13 protein-coding genes are annotated in these 20,272 nt (G+C 68.8%); 7 read left to right on the top strand and 6 right to left on the bottom strand.

The genetic code is table 11. The features are described 5' to 3' along the window. The first annotated feature begins 58 nt into the window (after positions 1-58). The 5 genes from K3U93_RS11475 to K3U93_RS11455 all read left to right on the top strand — a co-directional run bounded on the left by K3U93_RS11475 (position 59) and on the right by K3U93_RS11455 (position 5,043). Positions 59-322 (top strand): type II toxin-antitoxin system TacA family antitoxin, encoded by a 264-nt coding sequence (locus tag K3U93_RS11475; RefSeq protein ID WP_071509118.1) that lies wholly within the window; start codon positions 59-61, stop codon positions 320-322. Between the two features lie 8 nt (positions 323-330). Beyond that, positions 331-834: a GNAT family N-acetyltransferase gene (locus tag K3U93_RS11470; protein ID WP_083009789.1), complete on the top strand. Its 504-nt coding sequence runs from the start codon at positions 331-333 to the stop codon at positions 832-834. Positions 835-1,095: 261 nt separating this feature from the next. Beyond that, positions 1,096-2,889 (top strand): glycoside hydrolase family 15 protein, encoded by a 1,794-nt coding sequence (locus K3U93_RS11465; protein ID WP_083009790.1) that lies wholly within the window; start codon positions 1,096-1,098, stop codon positions 2,887-2,889. Positions 2,890-2,918: 29 nt separating this feature from the next. Beyond that, positions 2,919-3,920 carry an SDR family oxidoreductase gene (locus tag K3U93_RS11460; protein WP_083009791.1) on the top strand — a complete coding sequence of 334 codons (1,002 nt, stop codon included), beginning with the start codon at positions 2,919-2,921 and terminating at the stop codon, positions 3,918-3,920. Position 3,921: 1 nt separating this feature from the next. Continuing rightward, positions 3,922-5,043: an enolase C-terminal domain-like protein gene (locus K3U93_RS11455; protein ID WP_083009825.1), complete on the top strand. Its 1,122-nt coding sequence runs from the start codon at positions 3,922-3,924 to the stop codon at positions 5,041-5,043. On the opposite strand, the gene K3U93_RS11450 is transcribed toward K3U93_RS11455, so the two are convergent. Together K3U93_RS11450 and K3U93_RS11445 are read right to left on the bottom strand one after the other, a co-directional pair. After that, positions 4,977-5,789, bottom strand: a complete 813-nt coding sequence (locus K3U93_RS11450; RefSeq protein WP_230981637.1) for a DUF4396 domain-containing protein — start codon at positions 5,787-5,789, stop codon at positions 4,977-4,979. The two genes, K3U93_RS11455 and K3U93_RS11450, sit on opposite strands and share 67 nt — an antisense overlap. Positions 5,790-5,839: 50 nt before the next feature. Continuing rightward, entirely contained in the window at positions 5,840-6,952 is a 1,113-nt protein-coding gene (locus K3U93_RS11445) for an FAD-dependent oxidoreductase (RefSeq protein ID WP_083009827.1), read from the bottom strand. A gap of 84 nt (positions 6,953-7,036) precedes the next feature. On the opposite strand from K3U93_RS11445, the gene K3U93_RS11440 reads away from it, so the two are divergent. Continuing rightward, entirely contained in the window at positions 7,037-7,189 is a 153-nt protein-coding gene (locus K3U93_RS11440) for a hypothetical protein (RefSeq protein ID WP_176219892.1), read from the top strand. Here K3U93_RS11440 and lpqS read toward each other — a convergent pair. Then, entirely contained in the window at positions 7,141-7,509 is a 369-nt protein-coding gene (gene lpqS, locus K3U93_RS25790) for a putative copper homeostasis (lipo)protein LpqS (RefSeq protein WP_083009792.1), read from the bottom strand. The genes K3U93_RS11440 and lpqS overlap by 49 nt on opposite strands. A 291-nt stretch (positions 7,510-7,800) precedes the next feature. Between lpqS and K3U93_RS11430 the strand changes: the two genes are divergently transcribed. Next, positions 7,801-9,582, top strand: coding sequence for an ABC-F family ATP-binding cassette domain-containing protein (locus K3U93_RS11430; protein WP_083009793.1), 1,782 nt, complete (start codon positions 7,801-7,803; stop codon positions 9,580-9,582). A gap of 17 nt (positions 9,583-9,599) precedes the next feature. On the opposite strand, the gene K3U93_RS11425 is transcribed toward K3U93_RS11430, so the two are convergent. The 3 genes from K3U93_RS11425 to K3U93_RS11415 all read right to left on the bottom strand — a co-directional run bounded on the left by K3U93_RS11425 (position 9,600) and on the right by K3U93_RS11415 (position 20,257). Further along, entirely contained in the window at positions 9,600-10,661 is a 1,062-nt protein-coding gene (locus tag K3U93_RS11425) for a type III polyketide synthase (RefSeq protein ID WP_083009794.1), read from the bottom strand. Positions 10,662-10,809: 148 nt separating this feature from the next. Then, positions 10,810-13,884, bottom strand: coding sequence for a type I polyketide synthase (locus tag K3U93_RS11420; RefSeq protein WP_083009795.1), 3,075 nt, complete (start codon positions 13,882-13,884; stop codon positions 10,810-10,812). A gap of 28 nt (positions 13,885-13,912) precedes the next feature. Then, positions 13,913-20,257, bottom strand: coding sequence for a type I polyketide synthase (locus K3U93_RS11415; RefSeq protein ID WP_220688612.1), 6,345 nt, complete (start codon positions 20,255-20,257; stop codon positions 13,913-13,915). Positions 20,258-20,272: the final 15 nt, after the last annotated feature.

Genomic DNA, 20,272 nt, shown 5'->3' with positions numbered 1-20,272 from the left:
TCATCTCGAACGGCGACCGTACCTGCTGTATGTACAATTGGCGCACGAGGTGATCGATATGGCTAGCACCGAACGGCTCCATTTCAGAGTTCGCGCCGATGCCCAGGCGCGGTTGCGTTGTGCGGCGGAGATGGAGCATCAGACACTGACCGAGTTCGTGCTGTCCGCGGCCGAGGAACGAGCGGAATCCGTGCTATCCCGGCAGACGACGCTGTCCGCTGAGTTCTTCGACGCAATGTTTAATGCGCTGTCCGAGCCACCGCGTCCCAACGCGGCGATGCGACGGATCGCGCGCTCGCCGCGGGTTTCCCGGCACGGCTGAGTCGGGTCGTGTTCGTCTGCGCGACGTACGGCGAACCGCATTTCGTTGGGGTGTTCGACTGCGGACAGCCGACGCTCAATGAATGGCTCACCCGGCACGCGAAAACTGCCCAGGCTAAGCGCACGGCCCAGGTGTTCGTGTGGACGGAAGAAGGCGACGCCACGGTGCTGGCGTATTTCACGCTATCGGCACACGAGATTGTGGCCGCAGACCTGCCGCGGCGTCTCGCGCGCGGCATGCCGGAGCGGATTCCGGCGGTCCTGCTCGGGAAACTCGCCCTGGACAGCAGTCTCCATGGCCGGGGCCTGGGCGGGCAGCTGCTTTTCGACGCCTACCAACGCATGTTGTCGGCCACGCGGACTGTAACCGCCCGGTACCTGGTGGTTGACGCCGCCGACGATGAGGCTGTCGGCTTCTATGAGCACTATGGCTTCACTCGTGCGGTGGCCGAGCCGTGGGTGCGTCTGGTTCGCAGGATCAAAGATATCCAGGCTGACGTCGATAGCCTGTAAAAGACGGTTTCAAAGTCGGCGGCGGAGCGGTTCACCGTATCGACCGTGTATTCGGCATTGGACCTGCCACCGACATGGAAAAGGCATCCCCGGCATGGAGCGGTTAACGCGGGGGAATCCGGGTAGATACCCGAACAACCCCTAGCCAGCCACGGATCGGAAAGACATTGCCAAGCATTGGCGGTACCAATCCGGCGTTGACGACCATGGCGTCGCGGACCAGCGCGAGCCGTGCGGGACGCGCGGCGAAGAAATGGGCCCGTGGCTGACGAGACGATCGACGTCGAGGCGGCCTTCCCGCCGCGGGTGCTGCGCGAGTACGCGCTGCTTGCCGACGGGGAGCGCGGCGCGTTGATCGGGCCGCAGGGCGAGGTCACCTGGATGTGCGCGCCGCGCTGGGATTCCGACGCCGTCTTCTCCAGCCTGATCGGGGGCGGCGGGGTCTACGCGATCACTCCGACCGAGGTGCGGCACGTGTGGGGCGGCTTTTACGAGCCGGGCACTCTGATCTGGCACAGCCGGTGGGTCACGCACGACGGCACCGTGGAATGCCGTGAGGCGCTTGCCTTTCCGGGCGAGCCCGACCGGGTGGTGCTGCTGCGGCGCATCATGGGCTGCCGCGGCACGGCACGGCTGCGGGTGCTGCTGCAGCCGAACGCCGGGTTCGGTCGCCATGGCCCGGGCCGGCCGTCCTTCGACGACGGGGTGTGGAGCGGCATCTCCGGGCCGTTGCGGTGGCGGTGGTCGGGCGGCCCCGATGCGCGCACCGCGCGGTCGGCGCGCGACGGAAGTGAACTGCTCACCTGTGACATCACCGTCGACGAGGGCCAGCAGCGCGATCTCGTGCTGGAGTTGTCCGAGCGCGCGCTGCCCGGTCGCCCGCCCGACCCCGGCATCGCCTGGGATGCCACGGCGGCGGCGTGGCGGCGCAGCGTGCCGGAGCTGAATTGCGCGATCGCCGCCCGCGACGGGCGCCACGCCTACGCGGTGCTGCGCGGGCTGACCAGCGCCAGTGGCGGCATGGTCGCCGCCGCCACCATGGGCCTGCCCGAACGCGCGCACACCAACCAGAACTACGACTACCGCTACGCCTGGATCCGGGACCAGGTTTATGCCGGCATGGGAGCCGCGGCCGCCGGGGCGACCGAGCTGCTCGATCGCGCCGTCGGGTTCGTCGGTGCCCGGCTCCTCGAGGACGGCCCGAACCTCAAACCCGCCTACACCGTCACCGGTGGTCGCGTGCCCAGCGAAGAAACCCTCGACTTGCCCGGCTACCCCGGCGGCACCGACAAGCTCGGCAACCGGGTCGATCAGCAGTTCCAGCTCGACGTCCTGGGCGAGGCGCTGCAGCTGCTGGCCGAGGCCGGACGCGCCGACCGGCTCGACGCCCAGGGATGGCGCGCCGCGCAGGCCGCCATCAGCGCCATCGACAAGCGCTGGCGGGACCCAGACGCCGGGATCTGGGAAATCGACGAGCAGCACTGGACGCAATCCCGGCTGGCCTGTGTGGCCGGGCTACGCGGCATCGCCGAGCTGGCGGGCGCCGGCCCGGAGGTTGCCGCCTGCGAGTTCCTGGCCGACGCGATCCTCGCCGACACCGGCGCCAGCAGCCTGCATCCGCGGGGCGGATACTGGCAACGCAGCCCGTGGCTGGCCGGGGTCGACGCGTCGCTCCTGCTGCCACCCGTGCGCGGCGCCCTGCCCGCCACCGACCTCCGCACCCGCGCCACCATCGACGCCGTTCGCGACCAGCTCAGCCATGACGGGTTCGTCTACCGCTTCCGCCACGACGAGCGTGCCCTCGGCGACGCCGAAGGAGCCTTCTTGCTGTGCGGATTCATGATGGCCCTGGCCGAACACCAGATAGGCCACGCCCGTTGCGCGATGCGCTGGTTCGAGCGCAACCGCGCCGCCTGCGGGCCTCCCGGCCTGTTTTGCGAGGAATACGACATTAGGCAGCGCCAGCTTCGCGGCAACCTGCCGCAAGCGTTCGCGCACGCCTTGCTGCTGGAATGCACGGCCACCCTCACCGAGGACGCGGCCCACCACGACTGACCGCCGCACCGAACGAAAGGCACCCCCTGATGACACGGACAGTGGTGATCACCGGAGCCAGCGCCGGCATCGGTCGCGCCGCCGCTCAACTATTCGGGCAGCGCGGCGCGAATGTCGTGCTGCTCGCCCGCGGCGCCGCCGGGCTGGACGGCGCTGCCCGCGACGTCGAATCCGGCGGCGGCAAGGCGCTGGCCATCCCGACCGACGTGGCCGACTATCCGGCCGTGGCCGCCGCCGCCGACGAGGCCGAAGCCGCATTCGGGCCCATCGACACCTGGGTCAATGTCGCGTTCACTTCCGTGTTCGCGCCCTTCAGCGAAATCAGCGCCGAGGAATTCAAGCGCGTGACCGAGGTGTCTTACCTCGGGTTCGTGCACGGCACCATGGCGGCGCTGGCGAAAATGCGGCCACGTGATCGCGGCACCATCGTGCAGGTCGGCTCGGCGCTCGGCGAGCGATCCATCCCGCTGCAGTCCGCCTACTGCGGCGCCAAGCACGCCATCAACGGGTTCACCGAATCGGTACGCTGCGAGCTGCTGCATGAGCGTTCGAAGGTGCGCATCACCCTGGTGCAGATGCCCGCGGTCAACACGCCGCAGTTTTCCTGGGTGCTCTCCCGCCTGCCGCGGCATCCCCAGCCGGTGCCGCCGATCTACCAGCCCAAGGTCGCCGCCCGCGGCGTCGTCCACGCCGCCGATCATCCGGAGCGCAAACAATATTGGGTTGGTGACAGCACCGCGGTCACGCTGCTCGCGCAGAAGTTCGTCGCCCCGCTGCTGGACCGTTACCTCGGCCGCACCGGATACGATTCGCAGCAGACCGGCGAACGCGTCGACCGTCAACGGCCGCACAACCTGTGGCGGCCGCTAGACCACGAGCCCGGCACCGACCACGGCGCCCACGGCGGGTTCGACGACCGGTCGCACGCGCACAGCCCGCAAATGTGGGCGTCCCACCATCCCGTTGTCAGCGGGACGAGCGCGCTAAGTCTGGGACTGGGTGCGCTGCTGGCCCGTCGGCGGGCACGTTGACGTGACAAGGAGGCCCACCGACCTGGACGCTCGCATCGACGAGGTCACCGCGCAGGTCTACGAAATCCCCACGGACGCACCGGAAGCCGACGGTACCCTCGACTGGTCGTCGACGACGCTGATCCTCGTTGAGGCGGTGGGTGGCGGCCGACGCGGGACCGGCTACACCTATGCCGCGGGGGCTTGCCGCCGGCTGATCACCGGTCCGCTCGCCTCCGCGGTGACCGGACGCAGCGCCCTCGATATCACCGGCGTATGGGACTCGATGGTCAGGGCGATCCGTAACAGCGGGCGCCCGGGCCTGGTGTCCTGCGCGATCTCTGCAATCGACACCGCGCTGTGGGACCTCAAGGGCAAACTCCTGGACGTGCCGGTGTGCCGGTTGCTCGGCGTGGCGCATCCGGAGGTGCCGATCTACGGCAGCGGCGGCTTCACCACCTACGATGACCGCACCGCCCGCGCCCAACTCGAACGCTGGGTCGACGAGTGGAATATCCCCCGCGTGAAAATCAAGATCGGCGAGTCATGGGGCTCCGAGGTGCGTCGCGACCTGGACCGGATCGCCTTCGCGCGCAAGGTGATCGGGCCCGACACCGAACTGTACGTCGACGCCAACGGCGGTTACCGCCGCAAGCAGGCGATCCGGGTCGCCCACGCCATGGCCGAGCACGACGTCACCTGGTTCGAGGAACCCGTCTCCTCCGACGACCTCGCCGGGTTACGGGAAGTCCGCGACCAGGTGACGCCGGACGTCGCGGCCGGTGAATACGGTTACGACCTGGCCTATTTCGACCGGATGCTGGCCGCCGGGGCGGTCGACTGCCTGCAAGTCGACGTCAGCCGCTGCGGCGGCATCACCGACTGGCTGCGCGCCGCGGCATTGGCCGCCGCGCGCAACGTCGACGTTTCCGGGCACTGCGCCCCGAACCTGCACGCCCACGTCGCCGCCGCGGTCCCAAACCTGCGGCACCTGGAGTACTTTCACGACCACCACCGCATCGAACGCATGCTGTTCGACGGTGCACTGGCCCCCGATGGCGGCGCGTTGCGGCCGGATCAGTATCGGCCCGGGCTAGGACTGGACTTCAAACACCGTGACGCCGAGCGGTACCGGGTGGCGTGAGGGGCTTCGCGGTCTCGGGCCAACAGCCACCAGACCATCGGGTAGGCGGTGACAAAACCCAGCAGCATTCCGCCCCACATGACGAGCCAGAACGCGATTGACGTGTGGGCATATCCCAACACGAAAGCCACGAGCAACATGGCCGCGCCCATGCCGAGGTCGAAAGCGGCCACCGCCAGCACGGAAATCCGTACCGCCAAACCCAGGCGCCGGCGCGGGGAAGCGACCTGACCGGCCAGCGACAGCGAGCGCCACTCGAAGGCCGTCAGCAGTGGCAGTGCGAACGCCGCGATGAGCAAGATCATCGGCCACACAGCCCTGCCGCCGATCGTCAGCCCGGCCGACATCACGATCGGTATGGCGATGAGATGACCAGTGAACGAGGCGGCCCCGCCCGGGATGGTCTGGACCACGGCCGTTACCGGCAGCCCCCATTGGGGTACGGACCCGTGCAGCCGCTGCCATTTTCGGGTACTCGGCCGGCCCCAGCGGCAGTAGGCCCACAGCGCCAGGGGGCCGGCGTAGACCGCGGTGATCGCCCAGACCAGCTCCATGGCCCACATCGGCTGGCGGTAGCCGCCCACATAGACGTCGACGAGGATGCCACCGGCGATCAGCACCCCAACTCCGGTGACAATCCAGCCCAGTAGCGTCACCCACGCGGGCGCCGCGACCATGTCGGTCATGCTGGTCATCGCGGTCATCTCGCCCGCGGGGTAACTTGGCGCGAAGCTCAAATCAAACATTGCTTGTCCTTTGCTTTTTCTTTGCTATTCGTATGCTGTCCGTGCCCGCTTCAGGCAACGCCCCGCTTGGCCAGCAGGTCGTAGGCCAGGTCGGCAACCTCGTGGGCGCAGCCCCAGGAAAGACTGACGCCCGCGCCGCCGTGGCCGTAGTTGTGCACGATCCGGGTGCCGGGCTGGGTTTCCAGCCGCGCGCCACCGTGGCGGAATGGCCGCAGCCCCACCCGCACCGGGTCGACCGCATCCAGCCGAGCGCCCCGCAGGACCGGCAGAAACTCGATGCAGCGGTCGAGCATCTCCCGCAGCGGTGGGTAGCCGGCCAAGTCGAGATCGGTGTCGTATTGGCCCGGTTCGACCAGCCCACCCAGCAGGAGCCAGTCGGCTCCGCGAGGCACGATGAAGACCATGTCCTGGCCGTCGGTGCCCGCATTGTTTGCCACAGCATGGGCCGCGGTCACCCGCGACATGTGGCTACCGTCGTTGATCACCCGCAGCAGTGCGCCGCGGTGCGGATCCAGCGCCGGGTCGTCGGCAAGCTCACGGGCGCCCAGGCCCGCGCAGTTGACGACGACGTCGGCCCCGAACTCGGTGCGCAGCTCGCGCTCTTGCTCGACGAGCGGCCCGCGGATGTGGCGCCGGGCGACGGTCACGCCCGCCACCTCGGCTTCGCGGGCCAGCCAGGCTAGGTACCAGTCGGTGTCGACGGTGGGCGCCAGGTAGGAATAGGCGTCCACCACGCCAGCGTCGGGGCTGACCCCGTGGGCGTCGATCAGGGCGGCGTCGTGTACGAATCCGGGCAGATGCTGTTGAACTTCAAGCATTTTCGCGAGCTCGGCCGGATCTTCCTCGATGAGGTGGCGAAAGTAGAACACCGCCGGCCGCAGGCTCACCCCGGTACGTGGGTCGGCGGCGAGCTGGGCGAAGCGGATGTAGGAGCGCATCGCCCAGCCGGCGGAGCGCACCAGGGCGGTGTCATCGTGGTGGCGGCCGCACACCGACGGTGGCCACTCCCACAACGCACCGGCCACCGTCGACACCGTGTCGGCGCCGAAGCGGTCGGCGACCACGGTCACCCGCCAGCCCCGCCGCGCCATCACCACCGCGGACGTCCATCCGCTGACGCCAGCCCCGATCACCAGGGCCCTCGGGTGGTCCAGCGGCGTCATGACCACACCTCCCGCCGCGCGTTGGTGTTCGCCGGACGCCGGCCGGCGCCGGCCCGGGCTCGATACGTGGACAGGACACAATTCATGGAATTCTCTTTTCTGCATCAACGCCGCGACTGTGCGGCAACGGATCTGGACAGCGGCGACCGGCCGTGGCATCGCGATGCGCACGGCGTGGCGCTGACCGATCAGCGGCGAGAGATGCAGATCCGGGTCAGGATGTTCCGACCCGTGTGAGGGATGGCGGTGCGAACGGGGCGAGGTGGGCCTCGCATGGGTGCCGGCACCGGCGCGGCTGACCAGCCGGCCAACGCCAGCACCGCGACGGTGACGGCCAGGGCGGCCAAGCCGGTCGTCCACCATGAGTGCATCACCGGGGTGCAGTCGCGGATCCCCGCCCAGCAGCAGTCGGCGTCGGCATGGATGGAGCCGAGCGGCTCAGCGAATACATGGGCGGCCGAGGCGGAAGAATGCTGGGGAGCCGCGAACCCCGCATGCGAAAGGTGACACCCGGCGGCGATGCCGAGCAGCCACACGGCGGCGGCCACGGCGATCATGCACCACGGCCACCGTCTCGGGTGACGTCTCCCAGCCTGCATAGCAGCGTTCACACTAACACGATCCGGGGGGTATACCCCAGTAGCGACGCCCGAGGCCGAGTCGGCCACAACCACGGCTGGCGCATACCACCAGTGATATGACCGGAATTGGTGATCGGCGGTGAGTGTGTCGTCGTCCGTCGAATCCGCCAAATGAGGCTTACCCGTAGCGGGTATGGGTGTGTTTTGGGAGGCCGATCCCGACGCGGCCGAACCGGCCGGCATCGTCACCGCGCTAGGGTCGGCCCGGTGGCGCACCTATTGGGAGCCGAGGCCGTACGCCTGGAATATCCGACCGGGGTGGTATTCGAGTCGGTCACGCTCGGGGTCAACGACGGCGCCCGCATCGGCATCGTCGGGCGAAACGGGGACGGCAAGTCCAGCCTGCTGGGCTTGCTGACCGGTCAACTGCAACCGGACTCCGGCCGGGTCACCCGGCGCAGCGGGCTGCGGGTGAGCGCGCTGAGCCAGGCGGACACCCTCGACCCGGATCGCACCGCGGGCTGGACCCTGGTGGGCGACCGGCCCGAGCACCAGTGGGCGGGCGACGCGCGGGTCCGCGACGTGGTCGGCGGGCTGGTAGCCGATATCGATTGGGACGCAACGGTCGCCACGCTGTCCGGCGGCCAGCGCCGGCGGGTGCAACTGGCCAAGCTGCTGATCGGTGAATGGGACGTGATCGCGCTCGACGAGCCAACCAACCATCTGGACATCGAGGGCATCACCTGGCTGGCCGGCCACCTGCGGCAGCGCTGGGCCCGCAACACCGGCGGGCTGCTGCTGGTGACGCACGACCGCTGGTTTCTCGACGAGGTCGCCACCACGACCTGGGAGGTGCACGACGGGATCGTCGAACCGTTCGACGGCGGGTACGCGGCGTACGTGCTGCAGCGCGTCGAGCGTGACCGGCTGGCGGCCGCGGCCGAGGCCAAGCGGCAGAACCTGATGCGCAAGGAGCTGGCCTGGCTGCGCCGGGGCCCACCGGCGCGGACCTCCAAGCCCAGGTTCCGGATCGACGCGGCCAACCAGCTGATCGCCGACGTGCCGCCGCTACGCGACACCGTCGAGTTGGCCAAGTTGGCGACCGCACGGCTCGGAAAAGACGTCATCGACCTGCTCGACGTGTCGGTCGCCTTTGACGGCCGTCCCGTGCTGCGCGATGTCGAATGGCGGATCGCCCCGGGCGAACGCACCGGCATCGTCGGGGCCAACGGCGCCGGGAAGTCGACGCTGCTGGGGCTGATCGCCGGCACCATCGCGCCGGACACCGGACGCGTCAAGCGCGGCAAGACCGTTCGGCTGGCGGTGCTCGACCAGCGGGGCGAGGAACTGGAAGCGCTGGCCGGTGACCGGATCGCCGATGTGCTGGGCAGGCTGCGCGGCGGCTATCGGGTCGACGGCCGGGAGGTGACCCCGGCTCAGCTGCTGGAGCGACTCGGATTCAGCGGGCGCATGTCTCAAGGCCAGTTGTCCGCGCGAGTCGGCGACCTGTCCGGCGGTCAGCGACGGCGGCTGCAGCTGATGCTCACGCTGCTGTCGGAACCCAACGTGCTGCTGCTCGACGAGCCCACCAACGACGCCGACACCGACATGCTCACCGCCACCGAGGACCTGCTCGACTCCTGGGCGGGCACCTTGATCGTCGTCTCGCACGACCGCTATCTGCTCGAGCGGGTCACCGATCAGCAGTACGCGATCCTCGACGGCCGGCTGCGGCATCTGCCCGGCGGCATCGACGAATATCTGCGGCTGGCCGCCCACCGGACGGCCGCTTTGCCCGCCGGGCCGCCGCCCGCCGAGCCGCGGGCGATGTCCGGCGCCCAGCGACACACCGCCGAGAAGGAGCTGGCGGCGGTCGACCGTCAGCTCGCGCGCCTCGCCGACCGGATCGCGGCCAAACATCGCGAACTCGCCGAGCATGACCAGTCCGATCACGTCGCCTTGACGCGGCTGACCAGGGAGTTGCGCGGCCTGGAAGACGAGGTCGCCGCGACGGAGAGCCGCTGGCTGGAGCTATCGGAGATGCTCTGACCGCCGACGTCACCGGCTCAATGCCAGCGCAGTAGCACCAGTTCGGAACAGAACCCGGGACCCATCGCCAGCATCAGCCCGGGGCTGCCGCTGGGCGGCGGCTTGGCGATGGTGTCGCGCAGGATGTGCAGCACCGAGGCCGACGAGAGGTTCGCGATTTCGCCCAGCGAGCGCCACGTCAATTCGAGCGCGTCGGGGCCCAATTCGAGGGTCCTGGCGATCGCGTCGATGACCTTGGGGCCACCCGGATGGCTCACCCACGCGCCGATGTCGTCCGTGGTCAGCCCGTGGGTGGCGAGGAACCCGTTGACGTCGTCGGCCAGATACCGGTCGATCAACGTCGTGAGTTCCGGGGACAGCACCAGCCGGAGCCCGGCGGAACTGACGTTCCAACCCATGATGTGCAGCGATTCGGGATACAGGCGGCTGCGCGAGTCGAGAATGTCGGGCCCGCCGGCACGAACCCGTTCGGCGCGACGTTCGCCGACGGCCACCACGGCGGCCGCCCCGTCACCGAACAGCGCGCTCCCGACCAGTCCCGACACGGTCGGTTTGACCGCCGGGTAGGTGAGCGAGCAAAGCTCGACGGACACCAAAACCGCGACCGCGTCGGGTGCGCCGCGCAGGTAGTCGTGTATCCGGGCCACTCCCGCCGCACCGGCCACACAACCCAGGCCGAACAGCGGCATCCGGCGGACGTCCGGTCGCAATCCGAGCCGTCCGGCGATCCGGGCATCCAGCGACGGCACCGCGACGCCGGTAACCGTCGTGGTGGCGATCATGTCGATGTCCTGGGGTTGTAGGCCCGCCTCGTCGAGCGCGCCCAGCAGCGCCTCGCAGCCAAGGTCCACGGCGCTGTCGATGAAGATCTCGTTGGCCTCGCCGAAGTCGGTCAGCGACGGGTAGCGCTCCAACGGCAGCACAAAGTGGCGGGCGTTGACCTTCGCCGCGGCGTGCAGGCGCCGAACGATCTCCTCATGCTCCTTGAGTCCCGGGAACTCGACAAACCGGTCGGTGATCTCGCCCTGGCTATACCGATGCGGTGGCAACGCACCGAACACACCTGCGATGACGCTCATGCCCCTACCCTCTTAGCAATCACGAGGAGTCCCCCGATGGTGGAAGCTTAAGCGGTCGTGTAGGGGCGCGCAAAGTTGGTCTTATTCAACATATGTCGCATATATCCTTGTGACGCTGCCGTATTCGGGTCCGCCAGCGTTGATTTCGTCACCCAGCTTGATCGGTGTCGTCCGGTTCGAGTGCCATCGCGATCAGGGCGTCGGGGCTCAACGAGTCGATGACGTCGTCGCTGATAGTTGAATCCGTAAGCGGCTTTTCGGCGCCGCCGGCCAACAGCAGCAGTTGGTCGAGCCATCCGGTTCTTCGAAGTTCTTGCAGTGGAATCTTTCTCAGCGACGACCAGATTTTTTCGTCGTCGGGCTCCTCGTGATCGCCGCTCAGCAGTCGTCGCCGCAGATGATCGGCCAACGCCGCGGGGGTCGGGTAGTCAAAAATCAGGGTGCGCGACAACGCCAACCCGGTGTCGGTTTTGAGGCGGTTGCACAGTTCGACCCCGGCCATCGAGTTAAAGCCGAGGTCCTGGAAGGCGTGTTCGGCATCCACGGCGTGGCTCTCCGCATGTCCCAGGACGGCGGCCGCATGCGCGCACACCAGCTCGACCAGCCGGCGGTGCTGTTCGCTCGGCGCGAGTTCTTGCAAACGCTCGGCCAATCCGGTCTGCCGAGCCGCGGGCGCGCCTGGGTGGCCAGGGTCGGTTCCCAGCCAAAAGCGTTGGCGCACAAAGCTGTACGTGGGCAACGAAACCCGTCGCCCGCCCGCCAGGACCGCGCCCCAATGGACCGGCACTCCGACGGTGAACAGGCGGCCGACCGCGGTGAGCAGTCCATCCGCTTCGGGGTGGTCTTCGGGCATGGTGACCACCGTCGCCGGCTGCTCGCTCGTCGAGGACTGCTCCACCGCCGCGCTCAGCCCACCACCGGGGCCTACCTCGACAAACGTCCCAGCACCGATCGACTCGGCGGCTCGCACCCCGTCGATAAAACGCACCGGACAGCGTACATGGTCAACCCAGTATGGCGCCGACCCATACCCCGTCCCCGCCGGCCGACCGGTCACGTTGGACACCAACACAATCCGAGGCTCATTTGGCGAAACATCGCCCACCAACGTCGCGAAGTCGTCAATCATGGGCTCCATTAGCGGTGAATGAAAAGCGTGCGAGACCGCCAGCCGGTGCACCCGCCTGCCCCGCCGCGCCAAGCCATCCGCGATCGCACTCACCGGAGCCTCGGCACCGGAGATCACTACCGCCTTCGGGCCATTGACCGCCGCGACCGCGACTTCCTCGGTCAGCAACGGGGTCACCTCGGCCTCGCCGGCGGCCACCGCGACCATCAGCCCGCCGGTGGGCAACCCCGCCATCAACCGGGCCCGCCCCGCCACCACCTTGGCCGCATCGGCCAGCGACAGCACCCCCGCCACATGGGCCGCGGTGATCTCGCCCACCGAATGACCCAGCACCACATCCGGGATTACGCCCCAGTGCCGCAGCAGGGCCGCCAACGCCACCTCGAGGGCGAACAGCGCGGGCTGCGCAAACTCGGTGCTTTGCAACAACTCTGGGTCGGCACCCCACATCACCTGGCGCAACGGCAACCGTAAATGGCGATCCAGCGCCTCGGCGGATTGATCGAAAGCCCGTGCAAAAACGGGGAACCGGGCATGCAACTCGGCTCCCATCCCCAGCCACTGGGCGCCCTGGCCGGGAAACACGAACACCGTCTTGCCGGCCGGGCGGGCCCGGCCGGCCACCACATTCGCACCCTGTTCACCGGCGGCCAATCCCGCCAGCCCCGCCATCAGGTCCTCGCGGTCGGAGCCCACCAGCACCGCCCGATGCTCAAACACCGAACGCGTCGTCGCCAACGACCATCCGACATCGCCGACCCGTGGCCCCGCGTCGTCGGCCACGTGTGCGAGCAGCCGTGCCGCCTGATTGGCCAACGCCCTCTCCGAGCGTCCCGATAGCACCCATGCTGTTGGGACGTCATCGCGTTCGGCCACAACACTTTCCGGTGGTTCGGGAGCCTGCTCGACGATCACATGCGCGTTCGTCCCGCCCATGCCGAACGACGACACCCCGGCGCGCCGCGGCCCATCCCCCACCGGCCAGGGCATCGGCACGGTGTTGACGTGCAGCCCCAGGGCATCCGGATCGATTCCGCGACTTGGCCTGGCGTAGTTGAGAGTTGGTGGAATCACGGCATTTTCGATCGCCAGCACGGCCTTGAGCAGACCAGCGATGCCGGCGGCGGCGCCGGTGTGGCCGATGTTGGTTTTCACCGACCCCAGGCTCACCGGGCGATGTCGACGCTCGGCGAACACTTCCCCCAGCGCCTTCGCCTCCACCGGGTCGCCGACTTCGGTGCCGGTGCCGTGGGCCTCGACGTACTGCAGCCGGCCGGCGTCCAGGCCCGCATTCGACAGGGCGTGCCGGATGACGTCGGCTTGGCCGGTAACGGAGGGAACGGCCTGTCCGGCGGTGCCGTGCCCGGCGTTGCCGACCGCGCCGCCGCGGATGATTGCGCGGATGCGGTTTCCATCGTCGAGGGCGGCGGGTAGCGGCTTGAGGAGCACGAGGCCACCGCCGTGGCTTCGCACGTAACCGTCGGCGCGTTCGTCAAACGCATAGGTGTGACCCGACGTTGACACCGCCCCGAATTCGCTTTCCAGCAATGCGGTTTCGCTCGCCAGGTTCAGATGGATGCCACCGGCGATCGCCAGCGTCGACTCGCCTGCGCGGAGACTTTCGCACGCGAGGTGAACGGCCACCAGGGACGACGATTGGCCGGTGTCAACGGTCGTGCTGGCGCCACACAGTCCGAAGGCATACGAGACCCTGTTTGCGATCAGTGCGCGACTGATGCCGGCAAACGAGTGATGATCGAGGTTCTCGGCACCCTCGCGAAGCGTTAGCACGGCGTAGTCGTCGTTCATCGCCCCGAGATGTACGGCGACCCGTTCTCCGCGTAGCGTTTCCGGCACGACGAATGCGTCTTCGAACAGTTCCCACGTCAGTTCCAGCGCCAGTCGCTGCCGCGGGTCCATCGCGCGGGCCTCGCGCGGCGATACGTTGAAGAAGTCCGCGTCGAACTCGGCGACGTCGGTGGGCAGCTCCGTGGCTTCGAGTCCGTCGCGAATGACGTGCCAGAATTCGCGGGGGTTGGCGGCGGCGGGGAATCTGCATGCGAGCCCGATGATCGCTATGGCTGTCGGTGGCAAGGCATTCCCTCAACTCGTCGGGAGGGTGTTAGGGCCCGACTTCTTCGTCGAGGATGGCGAAGAGTTGGCTTTCGGTGGCGGTGTTGATGTCGTCGTCGTAAAGGCCGTCGGGATGAATGGACTCTTGGGGGTCTAGGCGGGGTGCGCCGAGGGCGGTGAGCAGGGTGTGGATCCGGTCGTTCAGCAGCGTCTTGTCTTCGGGACTCCAGCCGGGTTGACCGATCAGCGTTTGAAGTTCGCGGGCGACGTCGTTGAAGCGGGCCATGCGGTCGGGTCGGTCGTCCGCGATTGTGGTCGCGAGTTGGGTGTCGAGGTGTTCGGCGAGGGCGGCGGGTGTGGGGTGGTCGAAGATCAGGGTGGGTGAGAGGGTGAGGCCGGTGGCGGTTTTGAGTCGGTTGCGTAGTTCGACGGCGGTGAGTGAGTCGAAGCCGAGGTCTTGGAAGGCGTGGTCGGCGTTGATGTCGGCGGTGCTGTGTCCCAGCACGGTGGCGGCGTTGCCGCACACCACGTCGACCAGCGCGCGGTAGCGCTGCTCCGCGGTGAGTCCCTGCAGGCGCGCACGCAGGCCCGCCGTCGACGCGGTGCCGGCGTCGGCGATGCGTCGGGTTGGGCGGGTCGCCAACTCGGACAGCATGGGCGGCAGCGCGGCGCCGGCGTGGGCCAGCGCCGCCGTGTCCAGTCGGGCGGCCGCCAGCACCGGGTGGCCGGCCAGCATCGCGTCATCGAAAAGCGTCAGCGCCTGTTGACCGGACAACGGCGCCAACCCGATTCGCCTCATCCGGGCGCGGTCTGCGTCTCCGAGGTGGCGTGTCATCGCCGAGGTTTGTTCCCAGAGTCCCCAGGCTAGTGACAGTCCGGGGAGTCTGTGTGCGTGTCGGTGGGTGGCTAGGGCGTCGAGGAAGCTGTTGGCGGCCGCGTAGTTGGCTTGGCCCGGGGAGCCCACGATGCCGGCCATCGAGGAAAACATCACGAACGCCGATAAATCCAGGTTTTTGGTCAGCTCGTGCAGATGCCAGGCCCCGTCGACCTTGGCGCGTAACACCGCATCCATCCGATCCGGGGTCAGCGAGGCGATCAACCCATCATCGAGAACCCCCGCGGCATGAATGATCCCACGCAGCGGATAGCGCTCCGGCACCCGGGCCAGCAGTTCGGCTACCGCATCCCGGTCACCGACATCGCAGGCGATGACCGACACGGTCGCGCCGGCGTCTTCGAGCTGGGCGACCAGGTCGGTGGCCCCCTCGGCGTTCGCGCCGTGGCGGCTGGCCAGCATCACGTGGGCCACCCGATAGCGGTCCACGAGGTGGCGTGCCAGTGCCGAACCGGCCATGCCGGTGCCCCCGGTGATCAACACCGTCGCGTCGGCCAGCCCGCCGGGCCCCTCGGGCACGGTGAGCACCACCTTGCCGATATGGCGGGCCTGGCTGACAAACCGGTAGGCCTCGACCGCGCGCCGCACGTCAAACACGTTGAGCGGCAACGACTCCAACACACCGTCGCGCAGCAGGCCCATCAGCTCGGCCAGCATCGCCGCGATCCGGTCCGGGCCGGCCTCCATCAAATCAAACGCCCGATACCGCACGCCGGGAAATTGCTGGGCGATCGCCTGCGGATCGCGTAGGTCGGTCTTGCCCATCTCGACAAAACACCCACCCCCGACCAGCAGCCGCAACGACGCATCAATGAACTCCCCGGCCAGCGAGTTGAGCACCACATCGACCCCGGCCCCACCGGTGGCGGCCAAAAACTTCTCGGCAAACCCCAACGACCGCGAATCACCGATATGGTCGTCGTCAAACCCCATCGCCCGCAACGTGTCCCACTTGGCGCGGCTGGCCGTGACGAACACCTCGGCACCCCAATGACGCGCCAACCGCACCGCGGCCATCCCCACCCCACCCGTGGCGGCATGCACCAACACCCGCTGACCAGCCCCCAACCCCGCCAACACCGACAACCCATACCAGGCCGTCAAAAACACCACCGGCACCCCCGCCGCCCGCTCCAACGACCACCCCGCCGGCACGGGTGCGACCAACCGCGCATCCACCACCGCCTCGGAACCCACCACCCCCAGCAACCCCAACACCGCATCACCAACCGCCAACCCGGCCACACCCGGGCCCACCTCGACCACCACCCCGGCGCCCTCGGCCCCCAACTCGCCACCACCGGGATACATGCCCAACGCCACCAGCACGTCCCGAAAATTCACCCCTACCGCGCCCACGGCCACCCGCACCTGCCCAACCCCCAACTGCGCCCGCGTACACGGCTGAACCACCAGGTCTTCCAGCGTGCCCCCACCACCAGCGGCCAACCGCCACCCCCCCAACGGCAGCGTGAGCACCGAACCCGCCGCTACCGGCGCCAACCGAGCCGCATACACCACACCGCCGCGAATCACCAACTGCGGCTCACCACAACCAATCACAGACTCGACATCGATCGATCCGTCCGAATCCACCAACACCACCCGCCCCGGATGCTCAGCCTGCGCCGACCGCACCAACCCCCACACCGCCGCACCCGCCAAATCCGAAACCCCCTCCCCGGCCAACCCCACCGCCCCACAAGTCAGCACCACCAACACACCAGACCCATCACCGCCCAACCACGACCGCAACACCCCCAACACCTCGGTGGCCGCCGCATGCACCGAACCCACCACATCCGCACCGGCCGCCGCCGGCTCCCACACCACCACACCACCACCAATACCGTTGTCCCCCACGGCGACCGGCGACCACACCACCTCCAGCAGCCCCGCGGCAGGCGCAGCGGCGGCCGACAACTGCCCTGCCGACACCGAGCGAACGGTCAACTCCCGCACCGACAACACCGGCAACCCCGCCCCATCGGCCAGCTCCACCGACACCACCCCCACGCCCAGCGGCGCCAACCGCACCCGGACCCGCGAGGCCCCGGCCGCATGCAAGCACACCCCCTGCCAGGAAAACGGCAACACGATGTGATCCCGCTCGCCATCTATGCCCAGCGCATGCAACGCCGCATCCAACAACACCGGATGTATCCCGAACCCACCAACCTGCACCCCGGCGTCCCGCGGGACCTCGACCTCGGCGAAAATCTCGGCCCCCCGCCGCCACACCGCCCGCACACCCCGAAACGCCGGCCCATACGCGTAACCCCGCGCCGCCAACCGTTCATAGCCATCGGTCACATCGACCGGCGTCGCACCCACCGGCGGCCACACCGACAGATCAACGACCGGCGCCACCGAACCCGAGCCCAACTCCCCCTCGGCATGCAACACCCACCTCGAACCCGGCGCAGCGCCAAGCGAATACACCGACACCTCACGGTTTCCCGACTCACCGGGAGCACCAACCACCACCTGCACCCGCACCCCACCGCCCGTCGGCAACACCAACGGAGCCGACAACGTCAACTCCCCAATCACCGAACAACCCACCTCATCGGCGGCCCGCAACACCAACTCGACGAAGCCGGCCCCGGGAAACAACACCGCCCGAGCCACCGCATGGTCGGCCAACCACGGCTGGCCGACCACCGACAACCGACCCGTCAACACCACCCCGCCCGAATCCGGCCGCTCCACCACCGCACCCAACAACCCATGCCCAGCACCCACCAACCCCAAGGCGCCCACATCCCCCGACCCCACCAACCCCGCCGACAACCAAAACCGGCGCCGCTGAAAGGCATACGTCGGCAACGCGACCGGCCGGGCGCCCACGCCGTCGAACACCGCCGCCCAGTCCACGCCGACACCGGCGGCGAACAGGCTGCCGGCCGCGAGCAGCAGCGAGTCGATCTCGGGGCGGTCTTTGGCCATCGTCACCGCCGATGCCGCCGGATCGACGGTTAGCGATTGCGCCAGCGCCGCCGTCAACGCGGCACCGGGGCCCACCTCAACAAACGCGCCGGCCCCCAGCGACTCGGCGGTTCGCACCCCGTCGAGGAAGCGCACCGGTTGGCGCACGTGCTCGACCCAATACGCCGGCGACCCATATCCGGGCTCGGCCAGCCGCCCAGTCACGTTGGACACCAACCCGATCCGCGGCTCGGCGGCCGACACCCCCGCCACCACCGCGGCGAAGTCTTCGATCATCGGCTCCATCAGCGGTGAGTGGAACGCGTGCGAGACCGCCAGTCGATGCACTCGTCGACCCAGCCTCGCCAGCCGGTCCGTCACGGCCTCGACCGCGGACCGTTCGCCCGAAAGCACCACCGCCTCGGGGCCATTGATCGCCGCCATGCTCACGCCCTCGGTCAGCAAGGGTGCCACCTCGGCCTCGCCGGCCGCCACGGCCATCATCACCCCACCGGCGGGCAACCCCGCCATCAGCCGGCCCCGCGCCGCCACGACGCGCGCCGCGTCGGCGAGCGACATCGCCCCGGCCACGTACGCCGCCGCGAGCTCCCCCACCGAATGTCCCATCACCACGTCGGGCACCACGCTCCAGGACTGCCACAGCGCCGCCAACGCCACCTCGAGGGCAAACAACGCGGGCTGGGCAAATTCGGTGCTCTCCAACAACTCCGGGTCGCCGCCCCACATCACCTGGCGCAGCGGCAACCGCGTGTGGCCGTCCAACGCCGACACGGCCTGGTCGAAGGCGCCGGCGAACACCGGAAAGCGTTCGTACAGCGCCGCGCCCATGCCCAACCATTGCGAGCCCTGGCCGGGAAACGCGAACACGATCTTGCCGATCGGCCGCGCGCGCCCCACCCGCACCGAGGCGTCCGGATCCCCGGACGCCAGGCGCGCCAGCGCGCCCATCAGGGTGTCGCGGTCGGCGCCGACCAGCACCGCCCGGTGCTCGAACACCGAACGCGTGGTCGCCAGCGACCACCCAATGTCGGCCACACTCAGGCCCGCGTCGGCGCTGACGTGCGCCAGCAGCCGTACCGCCTGATCGGCCAGCGCCCGCTCGGAACGGGCCGACACAACCCAGGGCACCACCGGTGCGGGGCGATCACGTTCGGGCGCAACCGCTGTCGGCGCCGCGGGAGGTTCCTCGACGATGACGTGCGCGTTGGTGCCGCTGATGCCGAACGACGACACCCCCGCCCGGCGCGGATGGTCCGACGCCGGCCACGGTCGTGGCTCGGTCAACACCGACACCGCCCCGGCCGACCAATCCACATGCGGCGTGGGCACATCCACGTGCAACGTCTTGGGCATCACCCCATGACGAATCGCCTGCACCATCTTGATCACCCCGGCCACCCCCGCGGCGGCCGACGTATGCCCGATATTGGATTTGATCGACCCTAACCACAACGGCAGACCCGCCGGCCGGTCCTGTCCGTAGGTCGCCAACAACGCCTGGGCCTCAATCGGATCCCCCAACGTGGTCCCCGTCCCATGCCCCTCCACCACATCCACGTCCGCCGCGCCCAGCCGCGCGTTGGCCAGGGCGGCGCGGATCACCCGCTGCTGCGACGGACCATTCGGTGCGGTCAAACCGTTGGAGGCGCCATCCTGATTCACCGCCGATCCCCGCAGCACCGCCAACACCGGATGCCCCAACCGCCGCGCATCGGCCAACCGCTCCAACACCAGCACCCCGGCGCCCTCCGACCACGAAGTGCCGTCGGCGGCACCGGCATACACCTTGCACCGGCCGTCGGGGGCCAGTGCCCGTTGCCGGCTGAACTCGACGAACGCCGCCGGGGTGGCCATGACCGTCACCCCGCCGGCCAGCGCCAGATCGCACTCCCCGGACCGCAACGACTGCGCCGCCAAATGCATCGCCACCAACGACGACGAACACGCCGTATCCACCGACACCGCAGGGCCTTCCAACCCCAGCACGTAGGACAGCCGACCCGACGCCACGCTCAGCGTGGAGCCGGTGAGCCCATAGCCCTCCAGCTCACCCTTCACCTCGCCGCCGTAGCCGGCGTGGATGACGCCGGCGAACACCCCGGTCGCCGAGCCACGCAGCGCGAGCGGGTCAATCCCGGCCCGCTCCAACGCCTCCCACGACACCTCGAGCATCAGCCGTTGTTGTGGATCCATCGCCAGCGCCTCGCTGGGTCCGATGCCGAAGAATCCGGCGTCGAAGTCGGCGGCGTTCCGCAAGAAGCTGCCCTGACGCGTGTACATCTTGCCCGCCGCGTCGGGGTCGGGGTCGAACAACGCGTCGATGTCCCAGCCACGATCGGTGGGAAAGTCGGCCACCGCGTCGCGGCCTTCGATCACCATCTGCCACAAGGCTTCCGGTGAATCCACGCCACCCGCGTAGCGGCAGGCCATTCCCACTATCGCGACCGGCTCGGACAGCTTGCCTTCGAGCTCGGAGAGGCGCCGACGTGTCCGCCTGAGATCCGCGGTCAGGCGTTTGAGGTAATCGACATGCTTCTCGGTGCTCGACATGGTTGATCCCGGGGT

Origin of the sequence: Mycobacterium malmoense, from assembly GCF_019645855.1 — a bacterium.
Taxonomy (GTDB): Bacteria; Actinomycetota; Actinomycetes; order Mycobacteriales; family Mycobacteriaceae; genus Mycobacterium; species Mycobacterium malmoense.
Note: the sequence above shows the minus strand (reverse complement) of the source record. Positions and strands in the feature narration are given on the sequence as shown.

What these genes read in the sequence shown, in the direction of transcription:
- K3U93_RS11440 (WP_176219892.1), top strand. Translation starts at nt 7,037, where the DNA reads ATGGAATTCTCTTTTCTGCATCAACGCCGCGACTGTGCGGCAACGGAT.
- K3U93_RS11475 (WP_071509118.1), top strand. Translation starts at nt 59, where the DNA reads ATGGCTAGCACCGAACGGCTCCATTTCAGAGTTCGCGCCGATGCCCAG.
- K3U93_RS11450 (WP_230981637.1), bottom strand. Translation starts at nt 5,789, where the DNA reads ATGTTTGATTTGAGCTTCGCGCCAAGTTACCCCGCGGGCGAGATGACC.
- lpqS (WP_083009792.1), bottom strand. Translation starts at nt 7,509, where the DNA reads ATGATCGCCGTGGCCGCCGCCGTGTGGCTGCTCGGCATCGCCGCCGGG.
- K3U93_RS11415 (WP_220688612.1), bottom strand. Translation starts at nt 20,257, where the DNA reads ATGTCGAGCACCGAGAAGCATGTCGATTACCTCAAACGCCTGACCGCG.
- K3U93_RS11460 (WP_083009791.1), top strand. Translation starts at nt 2,919, where the DNA reads ATGACACGGACAGTGGTGATCACCGGAGCCAGCGCCGGCATCGGTCGC.
- K3U93_RS11445 (WP_083009827.1), bottom strand. Translation starts at nt 6,952, where the DNA reads ATGACGCCGCTGGACCACCCGAGGGCCCTGGTGATCGGGGCTGGCGTC.
- K3U93_RS11425 (WP_083009794.1), bottom strand. Translation starts at nt 10,661, where the DNA reads ATGAGCGTCATCGCAGGTGTGTTCGGTGCGTTGCCACCGCATCGGTAT.